This is a genomic window from Flavobacterium sp. (genome assembly GCF_049318185.1).
Lineage (GTDB): Bacteria > Bacteroidota > Bacteroidia > Flavobacteriales > Flavobacteriaceae > Flavobacterium.
This window is the reverse complement of the sequence record NZ_JBMOGV010000116.1, coordinates 1-6,648: the sequence shown is the minus strand read 5'-3', so window position 1 is coordinate 6,648 and position 6,648 is coordinate 1. Positions and strand designations below refer to the sequence as shown.

The 6,648-nt window shown below is 35.1% G+C and carries 6 protein-coding genes; 2 read left to right on the top strand and 4 right to left on the bottom strand.

Annotation, left to right across the window (positions count from 1 at the left end; translation table 11 throughout):
- Positions 1–34: 34 nt before the first annotated feature.
- From ACOYLT_RS09645 to fahA, 3 genes are all read right to left on the bottom strand, one after another.
- The gene (locus ACOYLT_RS09645) at positions 35–745 is read right to left on the bottom strand and encodes a YebC/PmpR family DNA-binding transcriptional regulator (RefSeq protein WP_422853644.1); all 711 of its coding nucleotides are present in this window, start codon (positions 743–745) and stop codon (positions 35–37) included.
- Positions 746–824: 79 nt separating this feature from the next.
- Positions 825–1,907, bottom strand: a complete 1,083-nt coding sequence (gene gcvT / locus ACOYLT_RS09640) for a glycine cleavage system aminomethyltransferase GcvT (protein ID WP_422853643.1) — start codon at positions 1,905–1,907, stop codon at positions 825–827.
- Positions 1,908–1,939: 32 nt separating this feature from the next.
- Positions 1,940–3,223 carry a fumarylacetoacetase gene (gene fahA, locus ACOYLT_RS09635; RefSeq protein WP_422853642.1) on the bottom strand — a complete coding sequence of 428 codons (1,284 nt, stop codon included), beginning with the start codon at positions 3,221–3,223 and terminating at the stop codon, positions 1,940–1,942.
- 110 nt (positions 3,224–3,333) lie between these two features.
- Here fahA and glyA point away from each other — a divergent pair, with 110 nt between their 5' ends.
- Positions 3,334–4,608 carry a serine hydroxymethyltransferase gene (gene glyA / locus ACOYLT_RS09630; protein ID WP_422853641.1) on the top strand — a complete coding sequence of 425 codons (1,275 nt, stop codon included), beginning with the start codon at positions 3,334–3,336 and terminating at the stop codon, positions 4,606–4,608.
- A 54-nt stretch (positions 4,609–4,662) separates the two neighbouring features.
- Here glyA and ACOYLT_RS09625 read toward each other — a convergent pair whose 3' ends face one another.
- The gene (locus tag ACOYLT_RS09625; protein ID WP_422853640.1) at positions 4,663–5,235 is read right to left on the bottom strand and encodes a pentapeptide repeat-containing protein; all 573 of its coding nucleotides are present in this window, start codon (positions 5,233–5,235) and stop codon (positions 4,663–4,665) included.
- Positions 5,236–5,424: 189 nt separating this feature from the next.
- On the opposite strand from ACOYLT_RS09625, the gene ACOYLT_RS09620 reads away from it, so the two are divergent.
- Entirely contained in the window at positions 5,425–6,543 is a 1,119-nt protein-coding gene (locus tag ACOYLT_RS09620; protein WP_422853639.1) for a vWA domain-containing protein, read from the top strand.
- Positions 6,544–6,648: the final 105 nt, after the last annotated feature.

Genomic DNA, 6,648 nt, shown 5'->3' with positions numbered 1-6,648 from the left:
AGATTTTAATTTTTCAATACAAAAAAGTATGTTGCTACTCTTCCATAGTATGATAAACGTTCATCACGTCATCATCTTCTTCAATTTTGTCTATTAGTTTTTCTACGTCAGCCATTTCTGCTTCGGTTAACTTTTTAGTAATTTGTGGTATTCTTTCAAATCCAGAAGATAAGATTTCTATACCACGACTTTCCAATTCTTTTTGAATAGCACCAAAACTCTCAAACGGAGCATAAATCAAAATACCGTCTTCATCGGCAAAAATTTCTTCCGCGCCAAAATCGATAAATTCCAATTCCATTTCTTCAATATCTACATTGTTATTAGGAATTCGGAAATTGCAAGTGTGGTCAAACATAAATTCCACCGAACCCTGTGTTCCCAGAGTTCCGTTACATTTATTGAAATAACTTCTAATATTGGCAACAGTTCTGTTATTATTGTCGGTAGCAGTCTCTATCAAAAGTGCAATTCCGTGAGGTGCATATCCTTCAAAAAGTTGTTCTTTATAGTTGGCTGTATCTTTATCAGTAGCTTTTTTAATGGCACGTTCTACGTTTTCTTTCGGCATATTAGCCGATTTTGCATTTTGCATCACAGCTCTTAAACGAGAGTTGGCTTCTGGATTTGGGCCACCTTCTTTTACTGCCATTACAATATCTTTTCCAATACGAGTAAACGCTTTGGCCATAGCTGACCAACGTTTCATTTTTCTACCTTTTCTAAATTCAAATGCTCTTCCCATTTCCTTACTATATAATCTTTATTCGTTATTCTTAAATTTCCAGTTGCAAAAATATGTTTTTGCCATTGACTTTTAAAATCTATTTTTTATAAAAAGGCAATTTGACCACTTTTGCTTTTACTTTATTATTTCTGATTTGGATAAAAATTTCGCTGTCAACGGCTGAGAATTCAGTTTTTACATATCCCATTCCAATTCCTTTACCTAAAGTTGGCGCCATAGTTCCCGAAGTTACAATCCCAATGTTGTTACCTTCCGCATCTACAATATCATAATCATGACGGGGAATGCCTCTTTCAACTAATTCAAAGCCAACTAACTTTCTTGAAACACCAGCTTCTTTTTGTTTCTTTAAGTTTTCTGAATTGGTAAATTCTTTATTAAATCTCGTAATCCAACCCAATCCAGCTTCGATAGGTGAAGTTGTATCGTTAATATCATTGCCATACAAACAATATCCCATTTCTAAACGCAACGTATCACGAGCTGCTAATCCAATAGGTTTAATGCCAAACGGTTTTCCTGCTTCAAACACTTTATGCCAAACTTGCTCAGCATCTGAATTTTTACAATAAATTTCAAATCCACCAGAGCCAGTATAACCAGTTGCTGAAATAATTACATCATCAATTCCTGCAAAAGTCCCAACTTCAAAATGATAATATTTGATAGCTGATAAATCTATGGATGTTAAGGATTGCATCGCTTCAACCGCTTTTGGCCCTTGAATGGCAAGTAAGGAATAGGCTTCTGATATGTTTTTCATGTCAACGCCCAAATCGTTGTGAGCCGAGATCCAATTCCAGTCTTTGTCAATATTAGAAGCGTTAACAACCAATAGATATTGACTTTCTTTCATCCTATAGACAATTAAATCGTCCACAATTCCGCCATCATTATTTGGCAGACAAGAATATTGAGCTCCTCCAATTTCTAATACAGAAGCATCATTGGAAGTTACTTTTTGGATTAATGCTAAGGCATTTTCACCCGAAAGTAAAAACTCACCCATGTGCGATACATCAAAAACACCCACACCAGTTCTAACTATTTCATGTTCGGCATTCACACCTTCATACTGAACAGGCATGTTATAGCCAGCAAAAGGGACCATTTTGGCACCTAAAATTTCGTGAATGTGAGTTAAAGCAGTATTTTTCATTGTAAATAGTATATGATATTAGTTTGATTTTTTTATTTTCTAACAAATGGTGGTAATAGTTTCGTAACAACTTCGCCAAAACCAATGCGAACAGAACTGTTTTGACAATAACCTTTCATGGTCACAGTGTCGTTATCATTTATGAATTTGCGTTCGGAACCATCTTTCATTTTTATGGGATTTTTTCCGCCCCAAGTCAATTCTAGCATAGAACCAAAACTATCTTCAGTTGGTCCCGATATAGTCCCAGAACCCATCATATCGCCTGAATTTATGCGACATCCATTAGAAGTATGATGAGCCAATTGTTGTGACATTGACCAATACATATATTTGAAGTTAGATTTAGAAACTAAGGAAGCTTCCACATTTTCGGGTTCAATATAAACTTCTAGATTAATATCGAAGGTATGTTTTCCTTTTTGTTGCAGGTAGGGAAGTGGCATTGGTTCTTGATTGGGTCCTTTGCAACGGAAAGGTTCTAATGCATCCATAGTAACTATCCAAGGAGAAATAGAAGAGGCAAAGTTCTTGGCTAAGAATGGGCCAAGTGGTACATATTCCCATTTTTGAATATCTCTAGCACTCCAGTCATTTAACAAAACCATTCCAAAAATATAATCTTCTGCTTCATTAATAGGAATATTTTCCCCCATTACGTTGGCATCAGTAGTGATAAAAGCAGTTTCTAATTCAAAATCTATAAGGCGTGAAGGACCAAACACAGGACTTGTTTCTCCATTAGGCAATGTTTGTCCCATTGGTCTGTGAATTGGAATTCCAGATGGAATGATAGTCGAACTTCTGCCATGATAGCCTACTGGTATATGAAGCCAATTAGGTAATAGTGCATTTTCGGGGTCGCGGAACATTTTACCAACATTGGTTGCGTGTTCTTTACTTGAATAAAAATCGGTATAATCACCTATTAAAACTGGAAGTTGCATTTCAACATCTTCTATTTTAAAAATTACAATATCACAATGTTCCTTATTGTCTCTTAGTTTAGGATTGTTACTATCAAAAATTTCACTGATACGATTTCTTACTGATCGCCATGTTTTTTTTCCATCTGAAATAAAGTCATTCAAAGTGTCTTGCATGAACATATCATCAGTCAATTCTATTCCTTCAAAATAGTTTAACTGCTGTAAAGCCCCTAAATCAATCGCGTAATCACCAATTCTTGTCCCAATTGTGATAACATCTTCTTTGGTTAAAAAAACGCCAAATGGAATATTTTGAATAGGAAAATCACTGTTTTCATGGACAGTAAGCCATGATTTTCGAATAGGATTATTGGTGGAATTAGGCATGATGTTATTAAGATTAATTGTTGAAAAAATAGTAATCAAATATATCATTAACTATTAATTTACCAAACCATTTTTGTAATTTTGAGCTTTATTTAACGAAATATTTTCAAATGCAACGCGACGAACAAATTTTTGACCTTATTCTTGAAGAACAAGACAGACAAATTCATGGTATAGAACTTATTGCTTCTGAGAACTTTGCAAGTGATCAGGTAATGGAAGCGGCAGGTTCTGTTTTAACAAATAAATATGCAGAAGGTTATCCTGGTAAACGTTATTATGGTGGCTGTGAAGTAGTAGATGTTGTAGAACAAATCGCTATTGATAGAGCTAAAGCTTTATTCGGCGCTGAATATGCTAACGTTCAACCGCATTCAGGTTCACAAGCCAATACTGCTGTTTTTTCAGCATGTTTACAACCTGGTGATAAAATACTTGGTTTTGACCTATCTCATGGTGGTCATTTGACTCATGGTTCGCCTGTTAACTTTTCGGGTAAATTATACACAGCCTCTTTTTATGGTGTAGAAGCAGCAACGGGTCGTTTTGATTATGACAAAATTCAAGAAATTGCAACACGTGAAATGCCAAAAATGATTATTGCTGGTGCTTCGGCTTATTGTCGTGATATGGATTTTGAAAGATTTAGAGTGATTGCCGACAGTGTTGGAGCACTTTTATTAGCCGATATTTCGCATCCTTCAGGTTTAATTGCTAAAGGATTATTAAATGACCCGATGCCGCATTGTCATATTGTTACCACTACAACTCATAAAACCTTGCGCGGTCCACGTGGTGGATTAATCATGATGGGAAAAGATTTTGAAAATCCTTGGGGATTAACTACACCAAAAGGCGAAATCAGAATGATGTCGTCTTTATTAGATTTGGCTGTTTTCCCAGGAAATCAAGGCGGACCGTTAATGCACATTATTGCCGCAAAAGCCGTCGCGTTTGGAGAAGCATTGACCGATGAGTTTTTTCATTATACTATGCAAGTACAAAAAAACGCAAAAGCAATGGCTGCTGCCTTTATGAAAAAAGGGTATAATTTAATTTCGGGAGGAACAGACAATCACATGATGTTGATTGATTTAAGAAATAAAAATATTACAGGAAAAGAGGCAGAAAACGCACTAGTAAAAGCTGAAATTACGGTTAATAAAAACATGGTGCCCTTTGATGATAAATCACCATTTGTAACTTCGGGAATACGAATTGGAACGCCTGCTATTACTACTCGAGGTTTGGTAGAAGAAGACATGGAAATCATTGTGAATTTAATTGATAAAGTTCTAATGAACCATACTAATGAAGCGATTATCGAAGAAGTTGCTGATGAAGTTAACGAAATGATGAGCGAAAGACCGATTTTTGTTTTCTAAATCATTCAACTTATAAAACATAGAAACCTTCAAGAGCTAACTTTTGAAGGTTTTTTATTTTACAATGATAGTGTATTTTTCCAATAATCCTTTTAAACCATCCATTGAGAATATTGCTTTCTTTAATTTATTTTTTTCAGGGTCAATGGTATAATCATAACTGGTAGAAAAATCAGCTTTGTTAGCAATAGTATCTATAAAAACAGCCCTTCTTAGGTTGCAATTATCAAACAATACTTCGGTTAAATCGCTTGCCATAAAATCTACAGCAATCATACTGCAGTTGATGAATTGCATTTTTTTCATTTTTAAAGCATAGAATTTGGCGTAATCAAGCAAACAATCTTTAAAGTGAAACTCAAAAATCACTTGGTCGGTCATGGCAAAATTGACTGCGGTGAAATTACATTTGGCAAACCAAACACCACGTAGGGAAACATAATTAATTTTAGTTTCTTTAAAATTACAATCAAAGAAGTTGCAATCTATAAAAGTGACCGTTTGAAACGTGCAATCGGTGAAGTCACAAAAGCGAAAGGTGCAGTTTTCAAATTCTTTAAACTTGATGTCAGCTTCCATAAAGAAAACATCTTGATACACTTCGTCTACAATATAATCAGAGGACATACATTAATTTTAGACTGTAAATCTAACAATTTTAAACGCAATATATCACTAACAATGGTTCCTATCATCAAGTATTGACAAGATATATGCTACTTATTGAATATACTTTTAAAATAGGTAATTACTTTAACTAAAAATTAATATACGTTCTATACCCTTTCTAAAGTTTATATAGTATTTTTATAAGCTATGGAAAAGAACATGAAAAAAGGATTTTTATTCAAAAAATACGAAGCGCCGTTCCAATCGCCTTTTGATAAATTATTTGAAATTTTCAAAGAATTAATTACGCATACTTCGGGTGATTTTGATGAAGCCATTGATTGGTTACGACAACTGGATGTGGAATATAAATTGACCGACTCCAGTTATACTATCGATGATTTTATTGAAGATTTAAAGAAAAAAGGATACATCCGCGAAGAGCTCAAAGACGATGGAACTTCGGGAACTGGAATTACTGCCAAGACCGAAAGAGCCATTCGACAAGCTGCATTAGATCAAATCTTTGGCAACCTGAAAAGAACGGGAAGTGGCAATCATAAAACTAAATATTCTGGAAACGGCGACGAACAAACGGGTGAATTTAGAAATTACCATTTTGGCGATAGCATAGAAAGTATATCATTGACAGAGAGTTTGCGCAACGCTCAAGTCAATAATGGCGTTGATGAATTTCGGCTAACCGAAAATGATTTGGTAGTTGAAGATTCGCGTTTCAAGGCTCAAATGAGTACGGTTTTGATGATTGACATTAGCCACAGCATGATTTTATATGGCGAAGACCGCATTACACCAGCCAAAAAAGTAGCCATGGCGTTAGCAGAATTAATCACCACACGTTATCCAAAAGATACAATCGATATTTTAGTTTTCGGGAATGACGCTTGGCCTATTGCTATAAAAGATTTACCTTATTTAAAAGTTGGCCCTTATCATACCAATACGGTTGCAGGTTTGCAATTGGCCATGGACATGTTGCGCAGAAAACGAAACACCAACAAGCAAATTTTTATGATTACCGATGGAAAACCAAGTTGTGTTCGTGAAAAAAATGGCGAATATTATATGAATAGCAACGGCTTGGACGAGTATATTGTTGAACAATGCTACAATCAAGCGGCACAAGCACGAAAGTTACACATACCAATTACAACTTTTATGATTGCCAATGATCCGTATTTGCAAAAATTCGTAAACCGATTCACCGAAGCCAATCAAGGGAAAGCATTTTATACTGGGTTAAAAGGATTGGGCGAAATGATTTTTGAAGATTATGAAACGAATAGAAAGAAAAAGATAAAATAGAAAAAAAAGCAAGAACCAACCGAAAACCAACAACCAACAACCGAAAACCAATAACCGAAAACCCATAACCGAAAACCGATAACCGAAAACCGACAACCGAAAACC